17 protein-coding genes are annotated in these 20,194 nt (G+C 68.8%); 8 read left to right on the top strand and 9 right to left on the bottom strand.

The window, feature by feature from the left end:
- Positions 1-171: 171 nt before the first annotated feature.
- The 3 genes from EDC34_RS11905 to EDC34_RS11895 all read left to right on the top strand — a co-directional run bounded on the left by EDC34_RS11905 (position 172) and on the right by EDC34_RS11895 (position 3,141).
- The gene (locus EDC34_RS11905; RefSeq protein ID WP_114961063.1) at positions 172-549 is read left to right on the top strand and encodes a YciI family protein; all 378 of its coding nucleotides are present in this window, start codon (positions 172-174) and stop codon (positions 547-549) included.
- Positions 550-654: 105 nt separating this feature from the next.
- Positions 655-2,124: a serine hydrolase gene (locus tag EDC34_RS11900; RefSeq protein WP_114961064.1), complete on the top strand. Its 1,470-nt coding sequence runs from the start codon at positions 655-657 to the stop codon at positions 2,122-2,124.
- 120 nt (positions 2,125-2,244) lie between these two features.
- Positions 2,245-3,141, top strand: coding sequence for a DNA ligase (locus EDC34_RS11895; protein WP_114961065.1), 897 nt, complete (start codon positions 2,245-2,247; stop codon positions 3,139-3,141).
- Here EDC34_RS11895 and EDC34_RS11890 read toward each other — a convergent pair.
- Positions 3,126-3,908 (bottom strand): class I SAM-dependent methyltransferase, encoded by a 783-nt coding sequence (locus tag EDC34_RS11890; protein WP_114961066.1) that lies wholly within the window; start codon positions 3,906-3,908, stop codon positions 3,126-3,128. The genes EDC34_RS11895 and EDC34_RS11890 overlap by 16 nt on opposite strands.
- A gap of 183 nt (positions 3,909-4,091) precedes the next feature.
- Between EDC34_RS11890 and EDC34_RS11885 the strand changes: the two genes are divergently transcribed.
- From EDC34_RS11885 to EDC34_RS11870, 4 genes are read left to right on the top strand one after another with little or no spacing between them, the layout of a single operon-like run.
- The gene (locus EDC34_RS11885; RefSeq protein WP_114961067.1) at positions 4,092-5,351 is read left to right on the top strand and encodes a histidine kinase; all 1,260 of its coding nucleotides are present in this window, start codon (positions 4,092-4,094) and stop codon (positions 5,349-5,351) included.
- Positions 5,344-6,129 carry a LytR/AlgR family response regulator transcription factor gene (locus EDC34_RS11880; protein ID WP_114961068.1) on the top strand — a complete coding sequence of 262 codons (786 nt, stop codon included), beginning with the start codon at positions 5,344-5,346 and terminating at the stop codon, positions 6,127-6,129. Before EDC34_RS11885 ends, EDC34_RS11880 begins: the two co-directional genes overlap by 8 nt.
- Before the next feature lie 8 nt (positions 6,130-6,137).
- Positions 6,138-6,536 carry a hypothetical protein gene (locus tag EDC34_RS11875; protein WP_114961069.1) on the top strand — a complete coding sequence of 133 codons (399 nt, stop codon included), beginning with the start codon at positions 6,138-6,140 and terminating at the stop codon, positions 6,534-6,536.
- A 31-nt stretch (positions 6,537-6,567) separates the two neighbouring features.
- Positions 6,568-7,200, top strand: coding sequence for an acyl carrier protein phosphodiesterase (locus tag EDC34_RS11870; protein ID WP_114961070.1), 633 nt, complete (start codon positions 6,568-6,570; stop codon positions 7,198-7,200).
- Here EDC34_RS11870 and EDC34_RS11865 read toward each other — a convergent pair.
- The 5 genes from EDC34_RS11865 to EDC34_RS11845 form a co-directional block, all read right to left on the bottom strand.
- The gene (locus EDC34_RS11865; RefSeq protein ID WP_114961071.1) at positions 7,166-7,369 is read right to left on the bottom strand and encodes a hypothetical protein; all 204 of its coding nucleotides are present in this window, start codon (positions 7,367-7,369) and stop codon (positions 7,166-7,168) included. The genes EDC34_RS11870 and EDC34_RS11865 overlap by 35 nt on opposite strands.
- Before the next feature lie 66 nt (positions 7,370-7,435).
- Complete coding sequence (locus EDC34_RS11860) at positions 7,436-9,022, bottom strand: tetratricopeptide repeat-containing sulfotransferase family protein (RefSeq protein WP_114961072.1); 1,587 nt, start codon at positions 9,020-9,022, stop codon at positions 7,436-7,438.
- An 87-nt stretch (positions 9,023-9,109) separates the two neighbouring features.
- The gene (locus tag EDC34_RS11855) at positions 9,110-12,175 is read right to left on the bottom strand and encodes a TonB-dependent receptor (protein ID WP_114961073.1); all 3,066 of its coding nucleotides are present in this window, start codon (positions 12,173-12,175) and stop codon (positions 9,110-9,112) included.
- A 268-nt stretch (positions 12,176-12,443) separates the two neighbouring features.
- The gene (locus tag EDC34_RS11850) at positions 12,444-14,198 is read right to left on the bottom strand and encodes a phosphoenolpyruvate carboxykinase (GTP) (protein ID WP_114961074.1); all 1,755 of its coding nucleotides are present in this window, start codon (positions 14,196-14,198) and stop codon (positions 12,444-12,446) included.
- A gap of 98 nt (positions 14,199-14,296) precedes the next feature.
- Positions 14,297-14,875, bottom strand: a complete 579-nt coding sequence (locus EDC34_RS11845; protein WP_114961075.1) for a TetR/AcrR family transcriptional regulator — start codon at positions 14,873-14,875, stop codon at positions 14,297-14,299.
- 170 nt (positions 14,876-15,045) lie between these two features.
- Here EDC34_RS11845 and EDC34_RS11840 point away from each other — a divergent pair, with 170 nt between their 5' ends.
- Positions 15,046-17,517 carry an acyl-CoA dehydrogenase gene (locus EDC34_RS11840; protein WP_114961076.1) on the top strand — a complete coding sequence of 824 codons (2,472 nt, stop codon included), beginning with the start codon at positions 15,046-15,048 and terminating at the stop codon, positions 17,515-17,517.
- 179 nt (positions 17,518-17,696) lie between these two features.
- Here the strand turns inward: EDC34_RS11840 and ada are convergent, their stop codons facing one another.
- The 3 genes from ada to cyoE all read right to left on the bottom strand — a co-directional run bounded on the left by ada (position 17,697) and on the right by cyoE (position 20,194).
- Complete coding sequence (gene ada, locus EDC34_RS11835) at positions 17,697-18,551, bottom strand: bifunctional DNA-binding transcriptional regulator/O6-methylguanine-DNA methyltransferase Ada (protein ID WP_114961077.1); 855 nt, start codon at positions 18,549-18,551, stop codon at positions 17,697-17,699.
- 75 nt (positions 18,552-18,626) lie between these two features.
- On the bottom strand, positions 18,627-19,271 hold the full coding sequence (alkB, locus tag EDC34_RS11830) for a DNA oxidative demethylase AlkB (protein ID WP_240311137.1): 645 nt from the start codon (positions 19,269-19,271) through the stop codon (positions 18,627-18,629).
- Positions 19,268-20,194, bottom strand: a complete 927-nt coding sequence (gene cyoE, locus EDC34_RS11825; protein WP_425477506.1) for a heme o synthase — start codon at positions 20,192-20,194, stop codon at positions 19,268-19,270. Before cyoE ends, alkB begins: the two co-directional genes overlap by 4 nt.

The raw sequence follows: 20,194 nt of genomic DNA, 5'->3' as shown, positions 1-20,194 counted from the left end.
ATCGGCCAGCTTGTAGTGCCTTGTCCCCTCGCACGAAGGGCATCGCTTCATGACCAAATCCTCGTTGATCTGGTCCGGTTTGGCTAGGAATTACCAAATACTTTCACCCATTCAGTTTGTCGGGAGCACGGCCGGCGGGCATGATCGCCAGACCCCGGACCGGAGGCGGCGATGCAGTACCTGACCCTGATCCACATCGATCCCGCGCTGCTCGACGCATTGCCGGCAGGCGAGTTCGACCGCCTGATGCGCGGCTGCTTCGCGAAGGCCGACGCCCTGCGCGACAGCGGCTGCCTGCTGGGCTCGCAGCAACTGGAAGACCCCGCGAGCGCGCGCACCCTGCGCGTGCGCGACGGGCTGGCACGGGTGACCGACGGCCCCTTCGCCGAAACCCGCGAGTTCCTGGCCGGCTTCAACCTGATCGAGGCCGACTCGATGGACGCGGCGATGGAGATTGCCCGCCAGTTCCCGTGGGCACGCTTCGGCAGCATCGAGGTGCGCCCGGTGCGCGACATGCAGGTCGTGCGCGGACGCGTCGGCGCCGGCTGAGAGGGCGCCTCGACCGGGCAATGCAACCCTTCCGGGCGCTCCTGCATCCCATCCGGACGTCGATGCCGCCGCCAGCGGCATTGCCGCTTCCCCCTGGAGACCGCCATGCCCGTCCGCCTGCCCCTGTTCGCCGCCCTGCTGTGTGCGGCCATCGCCCTCCCGCATGCCGACGCATCCCCGGCGTCGCCGCCGGCAACGCGCATGGACCTCACTTTCCAGCGTCTAGGCGAGGCCTTCGTCAAGGGCGGGCACACCGATGGCATGTCGATTGCCGTGGTGAAGGACGGCAAGGCCCATTTCTACAATTTCGGCACCACCACCCGCGGCAAGGACAGCCCGCCGACCGAGCACTCGGTGTACGAGATCGGCTCGATCAGCAAGCTGTTCAACTCGCTGCTGCTGGCCCACGCGGTGCTGGAGGGCAGGATCGATCCCCAGGCCGACATCCGCCGCTACCTGCCGGGCGCGTATCCGAACCTGGAGTGGGAGGGCACGCCGGTACGGATCATCGACCTCGCCGACACCACCTCCGCGCTGCCCGACAACCTCCCCAACCCGTTCCCGGCGAATACCGACCCCGACAAGGCGCCCTTCATTGCGAATGCGGCGATGGAGCGCACCACCCCCGCGCAGGTGGACGAAGCCCTGAAGGACGCCAAACTGCTGCGCAAGCCCGGCACCCAGCCGCAGCACTCCAACCTGGCGCCGGACCTGCTGGGCCGCATCCTCGAACGGATTTACGGGGAGCCGTATGAAACCCTGCTGGCCCGTTACATCGAGCAGCCCATGGGGATGCAGGCCGGTACCGGGAATGCGCGCGCGGCGGATGAGGTGGATGGCTACAACAAGCGGCACGTGGCCATGCCGCGCCTGTACGCGCGCGCGTTCCTGATGGCCGGTGGCCTGCGCTACAGCACCACCGACATGGCGAAGTTCATCCGCGCGGAACTGGAAGCGACCGACCCGGCCATCCGCCTGACCCAGCAGCCGGCCTGGGGCGACCCGCTGCAGTCGGCCGTCGGCTACAACTGGACGCTGAGTAGGACCGTGGACGGCAAGCGCCGCCTGCGCACCTCCGGCAGCACGTTCGGCTGCTCCAGCTACATCGAGCTGTATCCGGACATGGGCTACGGCATCATCCTGCTTGCCAACCGCCCGGGCGAGACCCAGAACGAGATGCAGGACCTCGCCAACCAGGCGCTGGAGGACATCTTCGGCAAGCCCGCGGCGCTGCAGGCGCTTGAACAGGCGCTGCAGGCAGGCGGCGGCCGCGATGTCTCGCGCACGGTGGCCGACGTGAGGCGCAAGCATCCGGAACTGCACCTGACCGAGGATTACGTCAACACCTGGGCGTATCGCCTGCTGCGCGAGGGCAAGCCACAGCAGGCTCTCGGCCTGTTCCGCTACAACACCGAGCAGTGGCCGCAGAGCTGGAACGCCTTCGACAGCCTGGCCGAAGGCTACGAGGCGCTCGGCGACAAGCCGCAGGCAATTTCCAATTACCGCAAGTCGCTGGTGCTGGACCCCTCCAACACGCACGGTGCGGAGCGCCTGAAGCAGCTGCTGCAGCCGTAAGCGGCGGCCACAGGCCACCCGTGCCGATACGGCGAACTCCGATGCACCACCGGGACAACGGCCGATGGGCAGGGCGCGCACGCCGCGCGACGCTGGCCGCCCGCCTCACCGGAGCCCGCCATGCATCCGCGCCCTGCCCTGCTCGCCCTGCTGATCGCCACCGCCTGCCTGGCGCCGTGCCCGGCGTGGTCGGACAGTCTGTCGCCGGCGCCGATGCTGGCGATGCGGATGCACGACGGAATCGACCTCCCGGCCTGGCTGGTCAGCGAAAAGCTGGACGGCGTGCGCGCACGCTGGGATGGCCGTCGCCTGCTGACCCGCAACGGCGATGCGATCGACGCGCCGGGCTGGTTCACCGCCGGCTGGCCGTCGCAGCCGATGGACGGCGAGCTGTGGATCGCGCGCGGCCGGTTCCAGCAGATCAGCGACCTGGTGCGCGCGCTGCGGATGGACGCCGACGGCTGGCGCCAGGTGCGCTTCATGGCGTTCGACCTGCCCGCCGACCCCGGGGTGTTCGGCCAGCGCGCGGCGCGCCTGCGCGCACTGGTGGCGAAGACTGCGGCACCGCACCTGCGCGCGATCGCCCAGACGCCCGTTGCCGATCGCGCCGCACTCGATGCGCGGCTGCGCGCCGTGGTGGCGGCAGGCGGCGAAGGCCTGATGCTACACCGCGCGTCCGCTTACTACCGCGGCGGCCGCAGCGACGACCTGCTCAAGTACAAGCCCGCGGCCGATGCCGAAGCGCGCGTAGTCGGCTACCGCCCCGGGCAGGGCAAGTACGCCGGGATGGTCGGCGCCCTGCTGGTGGAGGACGCCCACGGCCGCCGCTTCGCGCTGGGCAGCGGGCTGTCCGACGCCGATCGCCAGCATCCACCGCGACCAGGGACGATCGTGACCTACCGCTACGATGGCCTGACCGCCAAGGGTACGCCGCGCTTCGCCCGCTATCTGCGCATCCGCGACGAGAGGCCGCCGCGCGGTGAACCGGCCGGCGCGCCTGCTCAGGGCTTGCGGTAGAGGTGCACGAAGCGGTCGGTCCTGCCGCGGATGGCGGGGTCGAATACGCTCTTGCTGCGGTCATCCTCCGGATTGCGCAGCGCCGGGATCGCCGCCTCCCACTGCAGGCCGTGCTTGCGGAAATCGGCGATCGCGAACTGCTCGTCGATCCGATGCAGGGTCTGCGCGTCGGCGCTGCCGGTGCCAGCCTTGGCGCTGTGATCGACCACCAGCAGCACGCCGCCGGGCTTGAGCGCACGCACTACCTGGTCGAGGAACTTGTCGGCATCGACCTTCGGCCAGCCTTCCTTTTCGTCCACCCAATACAGGTCGTGGTAGGACATCACGATCACCGCGCCGTCGAGCACGTTCTCGCCCATGCCCAGCGCGTCGCTGGGGCCGACGACGTGGACGACGTTGGGCAGGCGGTTGCCGGCAAGGCGTTCGGCCAGTCCTTTCTTGCCGAAGGCTTCATAGCCGGTGTTGTTGACCAGCAGCACCTTGCCGCTCGGGCCGACGATGCCAGACAGGATCTCGCTGTAATAGCCGCCGCCGGCCAGCAGGTCGGCCACGGTATCGCCGCGCTTGAACCTGGCCAGCGCCAACACCTCGGCCGGCTTGTCGCGCGCGTCGCGCTCGCGGTCGGCGGCGCTGCGGGCCGGATCGGCCAGCACCCGCGCGACAGCAGGCGACGGGCTGACGCTAACGCCGGCACAGCCAGGCAGCAGGGCGATGGCCAGCGCCGCCAGGGCCGGGGCGAAGGACGATGCAGGCGGGACGCGGCGCATGGCGGACTCCAGGGGGGCGTTGGGTGCTCCCATCATCCACGACCGAGCGCGGCGAACACGGGCCGGAGGTCATGCCGGACGATGCCGGCTTCATCGCGGCAAACCCGGTGTTCGTCGCGCGCCACCTTCCCATCCGGGTGGGCGCGGCTATGCTCGCGGCCATCTCCCGACGGCCCACCGCCCATGTTCAAGCGCCTGTTCTTCCTGCTGCGCATCACCATCGCCTGGGGCCTGGCGGTGATGCTGGTGGTCGGCCTGTATTCCAGCCTGCCGCTGATCGGCCGGCTGGAGTTCCCGGCGGTTCTGTTCACCTTCTTCACTATGGGCCTGGTGATCGCCGGCGCGTTCTCGCACCTGCACCGCGTGCGCTTGGTGGCCGGGCGGGTGGACAACGAGACCCTGGACAACCGCCAGAAGCGCATCATCGAAATCCCGCTGGAAGCCGGCGAGGCCTTCGACGTGGTCGAGGCCGCCGTGCGCGAACTTCCGGGCGTCGGCGACGTGCGTGCGGCGCGCGACAGCCTGCAGGTGCGCGCGAAGATCGCCCGCCCCCACCTGTACGGCGAGCCGCCGCTGCGGCGCTGGAACCCGCTGCTGTGGTTCGCACCCGACCACAACCTGCTGCAGGCCACGGTGACGCCGGCCGGCGACAGCGGCCGCGTCACCCTGATCTGCGAGCCGGAGAGCCCAGCGTGGAGCGACTGGTTCCTGGTGGACGACGGCACCAACTTCGAGAACGCCGAGGCGATCGCGCGCGCCATCACCCGCCGCATCGGCGACCGCCGCCGCCGCGAGCAGGCCAGCGCCGCCCAGACCGCGACCGAGAAGGAGCTCACCGAGGCCCGGCTGCACCTGCTGCACGCGCAGGTGGAACCGCACTTCCTCTACAACACCCTGGCCAGCGCCCAGCTGCTCACCCGCAGCGATCCCGCGCGCGCCGAGGCGATGCTGGGCCACCTCATCCAGTACCTGCGCCGCTCGCTGCCGAGCGCGGAGGACGACATGTCCACCCTCGGCATCGAACTGGAACGCGCGCTGGCCTACCTGGAAATCCTCAAGATCCGCATGGGCGACCGCCTGGCCGTGCAGGTGGACGTGCCGCAGGCGCTGCTTGCCACCCCGCTGCCGGCGATGATGCTGCAGACGCTGGTGGAGAACGCGATCAAGCACGGCCTGGAGCCGCGCACCGGCGGCGGCACCGTGTGGCTGCGCGCGCGCCGCGACGACGATGGCAAGGTCGCCGTGACGGTGGCCGACGACGGCGAGGGCTTCAATACCCAGACCAGCGGCACCGGCATCGGCCTGAAGAACGTGCGCGAGCGGTTGCGCCTGCGCTACGCCGGCGAGGCCAGCCTGGCGGTGATCGCCAATTTCCCCAGCGGCGTCGCCGCCACCATCACCGTACCGCCGCAGCTGCCCACCCGCGGAGACCGCCATGATTGATGCCGCCCCGAACGCCCCGACCTGCGTCGTCGCCGAGGACGAAGCCCTGCTGCGGCAGGCGCTGGTGGCGGAACTGAAGCGCGCCTGGCCGGGCCTGCAGGTGCTGGCCGAATGCGAGGACGGCGCCAGCGCGGTGGAGGCCCTGGCCGAACACCAGCCGGACGTCGCCTTCCTCGACATCCGCATGCCCGGCCTGACCGGGCTGGAAGTCGCCGCGATCGCGGCCGAGGCCAGCCCGCGCACGCGCATCGTGTTCGTCACCGCCTACGACCAGTACGCCATCGACGCGTTCGAGCGTGGCGCCATCGACTACCTGCTCAAGCCGGTCAAGCCGGAGCGCCTGGATGCCACCATCGCACGCCTGCAAACGCGAGGCGGCCAGCCCGATGCCGCCACCCTGGCCGCCTTGCTGGGCCAGCTGGGCGCACTGCCGCGGCAGGCCGATGCCCCCGAGCCACTGACCTGGCTGACCGCCAGCGCCGGACGCGAGACCCGCCTGGTGCTGGTGGACGACGTGCTGTATTTCCAGGCCGACCAGAAGTACACCACGGTGGTCACCGCCGACGGCGAGGCGCTGCTGCGCAGTTCGCTACGCGAGCTGCTGCCGCGCCTGGACCCGCGCACGTTCAAGCAGATCCACCGCTCCACCATCGTCAACCTCAAGGCCATTGCCGGCATCGTCCGCGACGACAGCGGGCGCGGCAGCGTGCGACTGAAGCAGCGCACGGAGACGCTCACGGTCAGCCAGCCGTTCATGGCCCTGTTCAAGCACATGTGAGGCCCGACATGTTCGATTTCGGCATCAGCAAGCTCGTCGCCCTGCTGCAGTTCCTGCTGGCCCTGGCCGGCTGCTCGATGGGGGGCGTGGATTACACCAGCCGGGTCGCGCAGGACGGCCACGTCAGCCTGTCCAGCCGGGCGCGCGTGGAAGATGGCGTGGCCCGCTTCGAATGCCGCGCCAGCGACAGCGGCTGGTGCCACTACACCCTGTACCCGGAGGCCTGCGGCCAGCGCCGCGACTGCGCGCTGGCGCCGCTGCGCCGCTTCGCCGTGGCCCGCGGCGACACCCGCCAGTTCGCGGGGCTGCGCGATTTCACCCCGTGCGTGGCCGCCGCCCCCCGCCCGCTCGGCCCGGACTGCAAGCCCGACCCGGCGCAAGGCGCCACCGCGGCGCCCCCGCACTGACCGCACCCGTCCCGCGCCGTACCATCGGCGCATGAACTACCTCGCCCACGCCTGGCTGGCGCGGCATTCCGACGACGCCATCCTCGGCGCGCTGCTGGGCGATTTCGTGCTCGGGCAAAGCGCCCTGGATGACTGGCCGGCCCCGGTGCGGGCGGAGATCGTGCGCCACCGGCGGATCGACCGCTATACCGACGCACACCCCGCGGTGACAGCGGCACGCGCACGCTTCGGCCCGCTGCGCCGCTATGCCGGCATCGTGCTGGACGTGTATTTCGACCATTGCCTGGCGCGCGACTGGGCGCGCTGGGAAGCGCAGGTACCACTGGCGGAGTTCACCGCCCGTGTCTATCGGATCCTCGACGAGCGACGCGAAGGACTGCCGCCGCGGCTGGCGGCGCTGGCACCGCGCATGGCGGCGCATGACTGGCTGGGGTCGTATGCCCGGCGCGAGAGCGTGGATACCGCAGTGCGCGGCATCGCGACCCGGCTCTCGCGCAACGGCGAGAAACTGGTGGCCTGCCTCGAGATGCTGCGCGCGGACGAGCCCCACCTGCAGGCGACGTTCGAGGCGTTCTTCCCGGACCTGCTGCAGGCCGCCGCCGCATTCCGCGCCACCCCGGGCTTGGGGCTCAGCGGCAACGGAACAGCGCCGGCTGGCTGCTGACGTAGCTGCGCACGCGGGCATACCCGCTGCTGCGCCCGTAGCCGATGCCGAACTCGCGCTCGCCCACCCGCTGCAGGCGGGTCTCGACCTCGTTCGGGGTCCGCGGCGCCTTGCGGCGCTCCCCGGCCAGGCTGCCACGGGACACGGTGGAGATGCTGGAGATGTTCATGACTGCCTCCTGAATTGGTGTGTTAGTAATGTAATACACCAGTTCAAAGGCAACACGTGCCGGAAGTCATGGCACCAGTGCGCACCCTCCTTCCCGCAATGCGTTCATCAGCGGCTGCAGGTGGGGCTCATATGCCTTCCACTTCGGGACACGCTGATCGATGACGCGCTGACGAACCTGCACCGTACTGGCAGTCGCCACGGCCTTGCGGCGGCTGTTGCGTGGATCCGCCATCTCCGGGACATACTGCATTCCGCAGAAAGCCGACACCCTGCGCAGGCTGCCCTCGGGATCCGCGACCAGATCCGAATAATTGACGTCGAGTATCCTTCCCGGAAACATCCGGTGCCAGTGCGCCATCAGCTTCCGGTAAGCAAGGTAATGGTCGGCAAGCGTGGCCTGATCGTACGAAAACGCATTGATTCCGTTGAAGATTTCCCGAAGGTTCGAAAAGCAGACCTCCAGAGGATGCCTCACCATGTGCAGGACCCTGGCCTGCGGCAAGGCCCGGCAGATCAGTCCCAGCACCCTGTAGTTCCCCGGCTGCTTGTCCGTGAAGAAGCGGACCCCCTCGAGACGCCACGCGACTTTTCCGAGATAAATGCTTCCGACATCGACCTGGCGCCGTTCGATCAGCCTGTCCAGGACATTCACGTCGACAATATCCCGGGCATGGCAGTCGGCCGCATACCGCAAAGCCGCAGGAAAATCCGAAAGCTCGCCAAGCGCACTCAACTGCGGACTGGCGGCAAGCATCTGCTCCAAGAGCGTGGTGCCAGACCGGTGCATGCCGACAATGAAAATCGGCACCGCCCCCTGATCAGCGGCAGCGGATATGGCATCTAACGGGAAATCGAGCAGGCGTTGAAGCAGGCGTCGCTCTTCCGACGGGTCGTAGTGCTCAACGCGTCGCTTTGCCCGGCACATCAGCTCGAGGGCGCTCCATGCCAGCGCCCTGTCGCCGACATCATCCGCTTCCTTGTGAAGTGCCCGAGCCAGCAGTGCGGCGCGATGGGGATCATCACCAGCGACCTGCAACGCGGAAAGGATGCGCGCGATGTGGTTCCGCTCTGCAGTGTGCGACTTGAGCCTGGCGAGTAGCCACCAAGCCTGGGCGTTCGCGGGGTTGCGCGCAAGCAGTCCCTCGAAAATATCCTCCGCTTCCTGCGAAGCACCCTCCTGGACAAGTAGTTGCGCGTGCAGGAGCGATATCGCCTCGCTGGCCTGGCCATGCTGGATCGCAGCGTCGATACAGCGCCGTGCCATGGCGAAATCACCGGCCAGGCTCAGGCAGCGCCCGCATTCGGCCAGCACCGTCGGGGACGCCCCCCGATCCGTCAGGAATCCCTGTGCGGTCGCGTGCAGGGCGCTCGACAGGTTGAAGGTGTGCAACCTACGGATAAGCCCGAGCCTGCCCTCTTCGGTGACGGGCAGGTGGCCAGATGCGCGTTCGGCCCACTCCAAGGCCTTCCGATAGCCTCCCGCATGGGATTCTACGTACGACAACTCCACCATGATGTCGCCGGAATCTGGCATGCCGGCCAGTTCGCGCAGCCACAACGCGCGTACCTCGGCCCATGCCCCCCTGGCGACGAGCCCTTGCGCCTGTTGCCTTGCAGCCATCAATTTCATTTCCATGCTGCGCACCATCATGGCAAAAAAAACCGGCCCCTTGCGGGGCCGGTGAAGTCGCTTGCCGACAGCAGGCGCCCAGTCGAGCGCCCGCTGCTGTAAAGCGGATTACCAGTCGTACGAAACGCTGAACTGGACCGTACGCGGAGCCTGCTGCGCGATCGGCAGCAGGTAGGTGTTCGACACCGTGTACGGCGCCGTCTCCGAGGTGACGTCCACCTGCGTGGTCTTCCTGTCGTTGGTCACGTTGCGCACCGCCACCGCCACCGACAGCTTCTTGTCGAAGTAGGCCGGACGGTAGGTCAGGCCCAGATCGATGGTCTTGGTCCAGGGCGTCCGCTGGCTGCCCGGAGTCGCGACCTGGCCAAAGCAGGTGTGGTAGCTGGAACCGTAGCCGACCGGATCCGCGGCCGGATCGTTCTCGTTGATGTTGCCGGGGTTGAAATAACCCAGGCAGCTGATCGGCGCACCCGAGACGATACGGATATTGGCCGAGGCCAGCCACTCGTCGGTGATGGCGTAGCTACCGCGCATCTTCAACTGGTGGCGACGGTCGTTGGCCAGATAGCCGTAGGAGTAGCGCATGAGGGCGGCCGCATCCCAGTCCTGCGTCTTGGAGATGTTGGTCTGGCCGAACTCGGACTTCACCTGGCCCTCGGTATTGCCGCGGCTCTTGCTGAAGGTGTAGTCGATGCGGGCTTCCCACTTGCCATCCCACGGACGCTCCAGGTACAGGTCCAGAGCGGTGTAGGTGCGCTTCACGCCCTGATCGAAGCCCAGCTGCGCGGAGCTGATCTTCATGTCGGTACGGGTGCCGGTCGGGTTATTGCTGCCGTCCACGTTGGCGAAGCTGTAGGTGTTGGCGCCACCCGGGTTGAACATGTAGCAGTAGGCCACTTCCATGCGGGTACCGCCCGCGTTGGTGGCGATGAACTTGCCGTTCTGGAAGTCCACCGGGGTCAGGCCGGCCGCATCCATCAGCGCGTAGGGATCGCAGAAGTCATCCACGGCCGACTTCAGGCTGCGATGGGTCAGCTTGGCACCCAGCATCCAATCCGAGGTCAGCATCTTCTCCATGCCCAGGATGTACTCGTCCTGGTACATGTTCTTCAGATCGCTGGGCGCGAACGCCTTCACGTCGACAGGCAGGCCGTACTCACCGTTGGACGAGTACGGGCCGCTGCCACCGTCCGTGCGCGGCACCGGGGTCAGGCCGGTCGGGGTGCCGTCCGCGGCGATGCCGGTGTAGGTGAAGTACTCGCGGGTGAAGGTCGAGGCCGACGCGCCACGGATGGCGACGTTGTTCGGCAGCGCCAGGAAGTAGCGACCGGCATTACCGAACACCTTCATCGAGCTGTCGCCGTTCACGTCCCAGGAGAAACCGATGCGCGGCGCCCACTGGTTCTTGGCATCCAGATAGGCTTCGCCCACGTTGTTGCGGTTGACGAACTTGTCGTTGCGGATACCCAGCGACAGCAGGAAGTTGTCGGTGATCTGCCAGCGGTCTTCCAGGTAGTACGCCTTCTGGTCCAGCGACATGCTGGTCGCGGTCTTGAAGATCAGCTTGTAGGCGTAATAGCCGTTCGGATTGGACGGGCTCGCCGGGCTGCCAACGTGGCCGGGCACGATGTTGCCGGTGGTGCGGCCATAGATCCAGCGGTCGACCAGCTGATCCTGGCCTTCATTGAAGGCTTCGAACTTGATGTTGTCGATACCGGCCGTCAGCGTGTGGCGCCCCAGCACCCACTCGAGGTCGACGCGCGTACCCTTGCTCTTGTCCTTGGCATTGATACCAACGGCACCGCTCTGGTTGTTGGTGATCGGCGTGCCGCCGGTGATGGCCGGGTTCTGGTTGCTCACGCCGCCCAGGAGCGGAACGCCCGGCAGGATGGACGGGTTGATCTGGCGCTTGTGCAGCGTGCTCTCGCCGTACAGGGCGCTCAGGGTCAGGGTGTCGGTGAGGTAGCCGGTGTACTTGAGGATGTTGAATTCGTTCTTCTGGTAGAACGGATCCGGCACCACCGACAGCTTGGAGCCGATGCTGCCGTCGGAGAAGGTGTAGGCATAGTACTCACCCGTGCGATCCGACTTGTCGCTCAGGTAGGTGTACTCCAGGAAGTGGTTGTCAGTGATCGACCAGTCCAGCTTGCCGTACAGCTTCGGATTCTTGGTGGTGTTGTCGGTCAGACGCGGCGCACTGGCCAGCGCGGTCGGGGTCGTGGTGGTTTCCGAACGGTTCCACTCACCCAAGGCGAAGAAGAACAGGCGGTCCTTGATGATGGGGCCGCTGGCGTAGGCCGTGTAGCTGTGGCTCCAGGTCACATTGTCCTTGCCGCGCTGGTAGAGCGTACCCGGCTGGGTGGTGTTCTGGTAGGTATATCCGGAAGGCAGCGAGATGTTGGGGAAATAGACATCTTCAGGCTTGCCACGCAGGCTCTTCGGGGTGTAGGTCACCTGACCACCGAAGTGCCAGTCGTTGGTGCCGCGCTTACCGATCTGGTTGATCACGCCACCGTCGGAACGGCCGTACTTCGCGCTGTAGCCGCCCAGGAAGGTTTCCTGCTGCTCGATCGCCTGGTACGGCAGGGTGAAGCCGCCCAGGTTGGACACCGGCTCGCCGGTGAAGTAGCCGTTCACGTAGTAGGCGTTCTCGGACACGCCGGAACCGCCGAAGGACACCAGGCCACCGAAGAAGCCGGCCGCGCCATTGACGGCACCCGGAGCCAGCAGCGCGATGGCTTCGGCGGAACGCGCCAGCGGCAGGCGCTGCAGCTGCTGCGCCGTGACCACGGAGCGGGTGTCGAGGGTGGTGGTGTCGATCGGCGCGATGGTGGTCCCGGTGACGGTCACGGTCCCGAGGGTGGTGGCGGCGCCACCGAAGGAGGCCGCGGCGCTGGAGCCGACGGTCACCACCACTTCACGCTTCTCACTGCCGGAGGTCACGGTGTAGTTGCCGACCGGCAGGTTGTTGATGTTGAAGCGGCCGTTCGCGTCGACGGTGACGGTACGGGTGAAGCCGCTGTTATTGGTCACGGTCACGGTCGAGCCTGCCGGCGCGGAACCGTTGATGCCGCCCGTGGTGCTTTGCGCCTGCACGCCACCCGCGAAGCACAGACCCAGAGCAACGGTCAGTGCGCTTCGCTTCAGGCCCTTGGCCAGGTAATTAGAAGCCATTGTGTGTAACCCCCATGTGGGACGAAGTGACTAGAAGTTGTACAGATACGCCCGGCCTGCGATGGCCCGACTGCCCGACTATAGACCAGTCAACAATTCTTTAACAAGGCCCTCAGGGCGCATTCATGATGCTGGCTGCGCATTCAGTTTCGGGCGCAACGGATGCCGGACGGGACTTGACAGCGCAGGCATGGCGGCGGTCGCCGCTACAGAAGACGAAGCCCCGGCGGGGCCGGGGCTTGGCGGGATGCCGGCGGATGCGGCGTGATCAAGCGGCCAGGGCGCGCGCGATCCGCTGCTGCTCTTGTCGCAGGGCCTCGGGCAGGCGCGGGCCGTAGTCCTCGAGGTCGCGGCCGATGCTGGCGAACTCGGCCTGCCAGCCCGCATGGTCGAGGCCAAACAGCTTGGCGCGCGCCTCGTCGGACAGGGCCACGCCCTCGAGGTTGAGGTCGGCCTCGGCCGGCAGGTGGCCGATCGGGGTCTCCACGGCACCCGCCGTGCCTTGCACGCGACCGATGATCCATTCCAGCACGCGCAGGTTGTCGCCGAAGCCGGGCCACAGGAACTTGCCGTCGTCGCCCTTGCGGAACCAGTTGACGTGGAAGACCGCGGGCAGCCGTGCGCCCGGGCGGTCGAACGACAGCCAGTGCGCGAAGTAGTCGGCGAAGTTGTAGCCGCAGAACGGCTTCATCGCCATCGGGTCGCGGCGCATCACGCCGACCGCGCCGGTCGCCGCGGCGGTGGTCTCCGAGCCCATCGCCGCCCCCACCAGCACGCCGTGGGTCCAGTCGCGCGCCTGGAACACCAGCGGCACCAGCGAGGCGCGGCGGCCGCCGAACACGATGGCGCTGATCGGCACGCCCTGCGGGTCTTCGGCCATCGGCGAGTACGACGGGCATTGGCGGGCGCTGACGGTGAAGCGCGCGTTCGGATGCGCGGCCGGGCGCGTGGCCGGGTCGAACGGCTCGCCGCGCCAGTCCAGCGCGGGGGCCAGGCCGTTGTCGATGCCTTCCCACCACGGCTGGTTGTCCGCGGTGACGCCGACGTTGGTGAAGATGGTGTTGGCCTGCACCGAGGCCAGCGCGTTCGGATTGGACTTGGCCGAGGTGCCCGGGGCCACCCCGAAGAAGCCGGCTTCTGGGTTGATGGCATACAGGCGGCCATCGGCGCCGGGACGCATCCAGCAGATGTCATCGCCCACCGTCCACACCTTCCAGCCGGCGCGGCGGTAGCCTTCCGGCGGGATCAGCATGGCCAGGTTGGTCTTGCCGCAGGCCGACGGGAACGCGGCGGCGATGTAGTGGGTCTGGCCCTGCGGGGTCTCGATGCCGAGGATCAGCATGTGCTCGGCCAGCCAGCCCTCCTGGCGCGCCTGCCAGGACGCAATGCGCAAGGCATGGCACTTCTTGCCCAGCAGCGCGTTGCCGCCGTAGCCGGAGCCGTAGGACTTGATCGTCAGCTCCTCGGGGAAATGCATGATGAAGCGGCGCTCGGGATCGAGCTCGCCGGTGGAATGCAGGCCCTTGACGAAGGTGCCCTCGCGCTCGATGCGCGCCAGCGCCGGCGCGCCCATGCGGGTCATGATGCGCATGTTGGCGACCACGTACGGCGAGTCGGTGATCTCCACCCCGCAGCGCGACAGCGGCGAGTCGATCGGGCCCATGCAGTAGGGGATCACGTACAGCGTGCGGCCCTGCATGCAGCCGTCGAACAGCGCGTCCATCTTGGCGTGCGCCGCATCCGGCGCCATCCAGTGGTTGTTGGGGCCGGCGTCCTCGCGCTCGGTGGTGCAGACGAAGGTGAGGTGCTCGACCCGCGCCACGTCGTCCGGATGCGAACGGTGCAGCCAGCTGCCGGGATGGGTGGCCTCGTTGAGGCGGACCAGGGTGCCGTCGGCTTCCATCCGCGCGATCAGCGCCGCGTGTTCGGCGTCACTGCCATCGCACCAGTGGATGGCGGCCGGGCGGGTGAGGTGCGCCACCTCCGCGACCCACTGGTTCAGGGATTCGAGCTTGCTGGTCATCGGGCGGGGTCCTTGCCTGTGTCAGGCGCTGATGGAATGTGGGATGAAATCGTTTGCAGGGCGCGGCGCGGCAAGCCCGTCGGGCCGGCGCACGGCGCTCAGCCGCGCGCGGGCACCAGGGTGGCCATCATGTGTTCGATGTAGCCGTCGAAGCCTTCGATCGGCTGCCGGGCCTGGAAGCGCGGCAACTCCAGCTGCAAAAAGCCCACGTACATCGCGTACGTCATGCGCGCGCGGTTGAGGGCGTCCTTCTGGCTCAGGCCGGCCTGGCGGAACGAGGTGAACAAAAAGCCGGTGCGGCGCTCCAGCACGTGCGCCAGCACCGCGTCCACCGCCGGGTGGCCGGCGGCCTTCAGCAGCTCGGAGTAGATGACATGGGTCTTGCTGTGCTGGGCGATCAGGCGGAACAGCGTGCGCAGGCGCTCGGTGGGGTCGGCGATCGCCTCCAGCGCGCCATAGGCGTTCTGCTCATCGCGCTCCCAGCGCTCCAGCGCCGCCTGCAGCAGGGCATCGCGCGAGGGGAAATGCCAGTAAAAGCTGCCCTTGGTGACGCCCAGACGGCGCGCCAGCGGCTCCACCGCCACCGAGGCCACGCCCTGCTCGGCGATCTGGTCCAGCGCCTCCTTGGCCCAGTCATCGGCGCTCAGGCGCCCGCTGCGTGCAGTGGCTTCGATCATTACGGGCGGCTTCCATACGGCATGGCAGGGTGAAGTATGCTGAGTTTTTGCTCTTGTTTGCGCGTTGACAGCTTACATCCAGGCGCCATACTAGTGCGTATGGTAAGCCTGCCGGCCTGCGCCCGCAACGCTTGCCCGCCCACGATCCGCCGCGCCACGGGAGTCCCGTCATGAGCATCGTCCTGCCCTTCCTCGCCCTGCTCCTCAGCGGCGCCTTCGCCGCCTACCACCGCCTGCGCCTGGCCACCTGGGCCGCGCTCGCGGCCAGCCTGCTGGTGGCCTGCTGGCTGCTGCAGGCCAACCCCACCGCCACCCTCGTCGCCGCGGCGCTGCTGGTGCTGGTGGCCGGGCCGCTGCTGGTGCCGGCGATCCGCAAGCCGCTGCTGACCGCGCCGGCCCTGCGCGTGCTGCGCAAGGCGCTGCCACCGCTGTCGCAGACCGAGCGGATCGCGCTGGAAACCGGCTCGGTCGGGTTCGAAGGCGATCTGTTCAACGGCATGCCCGACTGGAACAAGCTGCTGGCCTACCCCAAGCCGCAGCTGACGGCGGAGGAACAGGCGTTCCTCGATGGCCCGGTGGAGGAGCTGTGCAAGCGCATCAACGACTGGGAAATCACCCACGTGCATGCCGACCTGCCGCCGGAGCTGTGGGACTTCCTCAAGCGCAACAAGTTCTTCGGCATGATCATCCCGAAGGAATACGGCGGCCTGGGCTTCTCCGCGCTGGCGCACCACAAGGTGATCCAGAAGATCGCCTCGATCTCCAGCGTGGTCAGCGCCACCGTCGGCGTGCCCAATTCGCTGGGCCCGGGCGAGTTGATCCACCGTTACGGCACCCGCGAGCAGAAGGACTACTACCTGCCGCGCCTGGCGATCGGTGAGGAAGTGCCCTGCTTCGGCCTGACCGGCCCGTTCGCCGGCTCCGATGCGACCTCGATCCCCGACTTCGGCATCGTCTGCAAGGGCCAGTGGAACGGCGCCAACGTGCTGGGCATCAAGCTCACCTTCGACAAGCGCTACATCACCCTGGCGCCGGTGGCGAGCCTGATCGGCCTGGCCTTCCGCATGTACGATCCCGACGGCCTGCTGGGCGAGACCCGCGACATCGGCATCACCCTGGCGCTGCTGCCACGCGACACGCCCGGGGTGGAAGTGGGCCGCCGCCACTTCCCGCTGAACTCGCCGTTCCAGAACGGCCCGATCCACGGGCGCGAGGTGTTCATCCCGCTCAGCCAGCTGATCGGCGGCGTGGACATGGCCGGCAAGGGCTGGAACATGCTCAACGAATGCCTGGCGGTGGGCCGCTCGATCACCCTGCCCTCCACCGCCAGCGGCGGCGCCAAGACCGGCGCGGTTGTGACGGGCGCCTACGCGCGCATCCGCAAGCAGTTCGGGCTGTCGGTCGGCCGCTTCGAAGGCGTCGAGGAAGCGCTGGCGCGGATCGGCGGGCGCGCCTACGCCATCAGCGCGCTGTCGCAGGCCACCGCGGCCGCGGTGGACCGCGGCGACGTGCCCTCGGTGCCCTCGGCGATCGCCAAGTACCACTGCACCACCCTGGCGCGCGAAGTCTCCAAGGACGTGATGGACATCATCGGCGGCAAGGGCATCATCCTCGGCCCGCGCAACTTCGCCGGCCGCGCGTGGCAGGCGGCCCCGATCGCGATCACGGTGGAAGGCGCCAACATCATGACCCGCAGCCTGCTGATCTTCGGCCAGGGCTCGATCCTCTGCCATCCCTACATCCTCAAGGAGATGCGCGCGGCGCAGGACCCGGATGCGAAAGCCGGGCTGGAGGCGCTCGACGCCGCGCTGTACCCGCACATCGGCGGCGCGATCTCGAACGCCGCGCGCTCGTTCTGGTTCGGCCTCACCGGCGCGCGGCTGCAGGCCGGGGTGGCGGGCGATGCCTATACCCGCAAGTTCTTCCGCAAGCTCAACCGCTATGCCGCCAACCTGGCGCTGCTGACCGACATCTCGCTGGGCGCACTGGGCGGGCGCCTGAAGTTCAAGGAGTCGCTGTCGGGCCGCCTCGGCGACGTGCTCAGCCATCTGTACATGATGGCCGCAGTGCTCAAGCGCCACCATGACGAGGGCTGCCCGGACGCCGACAAGCCGCTGCTGGCCTGGGCCTTCCACAACAGCGCCTACGAGATCGAGCTGGCGCTGTCGCAGGCGCTGCGCAACTTCCCGATCAAGCCGCTGGGCTGGTTGCTGTGGCCGCTGGTGTTCCCGCTGGGCCGCCGCGCCGAAGCCCCGGGCGACCGCCTGTCGCGGCGGGTGGCCAACCTGCTGATGAACCCGAACGAGGCACGCGAGCGCCTGGCGGCCGGCGTGTTCCTGACCCCCGGCGACAACAACCCGGGCGGCCGCATCAACAGCTATCTGGCGCAGGCCATCGCGGCCGAGCCGGTGGAGCGCAAGTTCCTGAAGGCGCTCAAGTCCGGCCAGATCGACGCGCTGGAGTTCCCCGCCCAGCTGGACGAAGCGGTGCGGCTGGGGGCGATCAGCGCGGACGAACGTGCCCAGTTGGAGGCCCTGCGCACGATCACCCTCGACACCATCATGGTGGACGATTTCGACACCGAGGAACTGCGCGCCGCCAGCGCGCGCACCGGCGGCCACCCCGCCCGCGCCGCGGCCTAGGGAACCTCTGATCCACTCAGAGGTTCCCGCCGGCCATGGATGGCCGGCCACGCATCCATCATGCAAGTGATTGATGCGTGTGAGCCGAGTCCGGACCTGGGCCGGACTCGGCGTGGGCTGACAACGCCTGGATGGCGTTGTTCAGGCCTTCCCTAACGGCTGGCGCGGGCCGGGGCCGCTCAGCCCGGCCCGGCCTCGCGCGCCAGCAGCGCGCGCTTGCGCGCCACGCCCCAGCGGTAGCCGGACAGGCTACCGTCGCTGCGCACCACGCGGTGGCAGGGAATCGCCACCGCCAGCGGGTTGGCGGCGCAAGCCGCGGCCACCGCGCGTACCGCCTGCGGCCGGCCGATGGCCGCGGCGATCTCGGCATAGCTGGCGGTACGGCCCGGCGGGATCTTGCGCAGCGCCTCCCACACCCGCTGCTGGAACGCGGTGCCGCGGATGTCCAGCGGCAGTTCCAGTCCGATCGCGGGCGTCTCCACCAACCCCACCACCTGCGCCATCCAGCGCTCGAACTCGGCATCCCCGCCGACCAGTTCGGCCCGTGGGAAGCGGTCCTGCAGCTCGCGCAGCAAGGCCTCGGGATCATCGCCGAGGGCGATCGCGCACAGGCCGCGCTCGCTGCGGGCCACCAGCAGCGCGCCCAGCGTGCACTGTCCCAGCGCGAACCGGATGCGGGCCTTGGCACCGCCCGCGCGGTACTGCGCGGGCGGCATCCCCAGCAGCGCGTCGGCACTGGCATAGAACCGGCTGCTGGCGTTGAAGCCGGCGGCGAAGGCGGCATCCACCACCGTGGCCCCGGGCTGCGCCAGCGCCGCGCGCAGCGCGCGCCCACGATGCGCCTGCGCATAGGCGCGGGGCGTCACCCCGGTGAGCGCGCGGAACAGGCGATGGAAGCGATGCGGCGAAAGCCCGGCGGCCTGCGCCAGCACCTGCAGCGAGGGCGGCGTCTCGGCCTGCTCGATCCGCCGGCAGGCGGCCGCGACCAGGGCGGCATCGTCGGCTGAAGGGGCTGGCGTGGAAGCAGGTCTCATGCCGCCACTCTAGCGCCGCCGGGCAGGCGCGGCCTCCCGCTTCTTGCACGCCGCGGCGCGCCGCATCGCGCCGGCTCAGCGCACCTTGCGGAAGGTGAGGTTCAGGCGGAAATCGCCGGTGGCCGGGTCGTGCCCGGGCGCCAGCGGGCGCACGCCGTGGAAGCGCATCCGGTCCACCCCACCCCAGACCGCCACGTCGCCATGCGCCAGCGGCACCCGCACCGTGGGTTCGCCTCGCGTCATGCCGCCGAACAGGAACACCGCGGGCAGCCCCAGCGAGACCGAGACGATCGGTGCCCGCGTATCTTCCTCGTCGCGGTCCTGGTGCAACCCCATGCCCGCGCCGGGACGGTAGCGGTTGATCAGGCAGGCGTCCGGCCGATAGCCGGGGAACCCGGCCGCCGCCGCTGCCGCGACCGCCAGCTGCAGGAAGTCGTCGGGCATGGCCGGCCACGCGCGCCCGCTGTCGGGGTCGATCGCCTCGTAGCGGTAGCCGCGGCGGTCGCTGTACCAGCCGTAGCGCCCGCAGTTGGTCATCTCCACCTGGATGCGGCGCCCACCGGGCGTGCTCAGGCGACGGAACGGGGCCTGCGCGGCGATCTGCGCGATCCCATGCAACAACGCCGGGGCTGCTTGCAGCGCGAACCCGTGCAGCACCCGCGCCTGCGGCCCCAGCATGCTGCTGCCGCCGACCGCCGCGCTGGCGAACAGGTCGCTCACGCCGCCGGGACGAGCTCCAGCACCGGCGCGCCGCCCAGCAGCGGCATCAGCCAGTGGTCGAGCAGCAGGAAGCCGAACAGCGCCATCAGGTACACGATGGAGTACTTGAACGTGCGCATGGCGAAGAAGTCGTCGGGCGGGTCCAGCAGCCGCCACGCGTACCACAGGAACACCCCGCCCAGTACCAGCGCGCCGGCCAGGTAGAAGAGGCCGCTCATGTGCGCGGCCCACGGCAACACGCTGGCCACCAGCAGCAGCACGGTGTACAGCAGGATCTGCCAGCGCGTGTAGGTGACGCCGTGGGTCACCGGCAGCATCGGCACCAGCGCGCGCGAATAGTCCTCGCGGCGGAAGATGGCCAGGGCCCAGAAATGCGGCGGTGTCCACACGAAGATGATCAGCACCAGCAACAGCGCATGCGCCCAGTCCCACGGGCGCTGCATGCCGCTGACCGCGGCCCAGCCCAGCAGCGGCGGCACCGCGCCGGCCAGGCCGCCGATCACGATGTTCTGCGGCGTGGCGCGCTTGAGGAACCCGGTATAGACGACCGCATAGCCGATCAGGCCGCCGAAGGTCAGCAGCGCGCACAGCCAGTTCACCCACAGCAGCAGGATCGCCATCGACAGCGCCGCCAGCAGCAGCGCGAAGCCCAGGACCTGCCCCGGCCGCAGCGCGCCGGTGGCCAGCGGGCGTTCGGCGGTGCGCGCCATCACCCGGTCGATGCGCGCGTCCAGCAGGTGGTTGATGGCCGCCGCGCTGGCCGCCGCTAGCCAGATGCCGACGGTCGCCGCCAGCATCCGCCGCCACGGCCAGTCCTCGCCGGGGCGGATCGCCAGCAGCATGCCGATGATGGCGGTGAACACGATCAGCGCCACGATCCGCGGCTTGGTCACCGCCCAGTACTGCGGCGCCCGCGACAGCAG

This window comes from Thermomonas haemolytica (assembly GCF_004346265.1).
Taxonomy (GTDB): domain Bacteria; phylum Pseudomonadota; class Gammaproteobacteria; order Xanthomonadales; family Xanthomonadaceae; genus Thermomonas; species Thermomonas haemolytica.
Note: the sequence above shows the minus strand (reverse complement) of the source record. Positions and strands in the feature narration are given on the sequence as shown.